The 889-nt window shown below is 45.9% G+C and carries 1 protein-coding gene; it reads right to left on the reverse strand.

Features of this window, described 5'->3' with window-relative positions; genetic code table 11:
• Positions 1–889, reverse strand: an 889-nt coding sequence (locus N1032_RS24270) for a hypothetical protein (RefSeq protein WP_259543048.1), incomplete at both ends; no start/stop codon positions are given.

Here is an 889-nt window from a genome sequence, read left to right on the forward strand (position 1 = left end):
CACTGGAGTTAACAAAGCCAGATACCTTAGAGCCGATGCCCTGACCAATCAACGCACCCGGCGCACCACCAACTACGCCACCTGCTGCACCACCTACCGCACGCCCTGCCACATCAGAGAGGAAATCACGAACAGGCGTAGTTACAGCATTTTGTGTACGTGCAGTGCTGATTACATCCCGCAGGGCTTGATTAATCTGTCCCTGTCCTGCTGCCTGAGCCTGTGTCTCTGTCTGTGCTAAACGATTGGTAAATTTGGTAGGGCTAAAGTTCTCACCTGTAGTAGCCTCAGCTAAGGCACGGCTACGGGTAGTATTGGCTAATGCTTCCCGCATCTGAGCACCTACACCCGCTGGCAGATTACCCGCTGTTTCTGCTGCATCAATTGCAGACAGAATATCAGAGGTATTCTTAGCGCCTGTATAACGTCCTGCCAGACTGTTAGAGCCTAACATTACATTTTCAGCCTGAATCTGATTCTCTTTCCCGGCTATCTTACTCAATGCAGACTTGTTACCAAAATCACCAGCCATAGCACTAAAATAACTATCAGCATCACGATAAATAGAACCCGCATCAGGGTTAATAGATTGAATAATAGAATCAGCTTCATTACGTAGGCTGTTCACTGTTTCAGTTAAGGCGGCTACGCTGGTTTGTTTACCATTCCGCATAGCTTCCCCTCTGGCCTCATTAAGAGAGCGTTTGAGGTTGTCCAGTACATCAATATTAGTAATCTTAGTATTCTTAACCTTATTAAGTATCTTACGTGCTGAGGCTGTTAATTCTGCACCCTGTTCAGCATGTGCTGTAAGGTGTTTCTGTGCAGTGGCTACAGTGTCATTTAATTTAATCCGGTTAACATTACTTTGATTAAGTAGATTCTGAGT

The sequence above is a fragment of the Herbiconiux daphne genome (genome assembly GCF_024979295.1).
Taxonomy (GTDB): domain Bacteria; phylum Actinomycetota; class Actinomycetes; order Actinomycetales; family Microbacteriaceae; genus Herbiconiux; species Herbiconiux daphnes.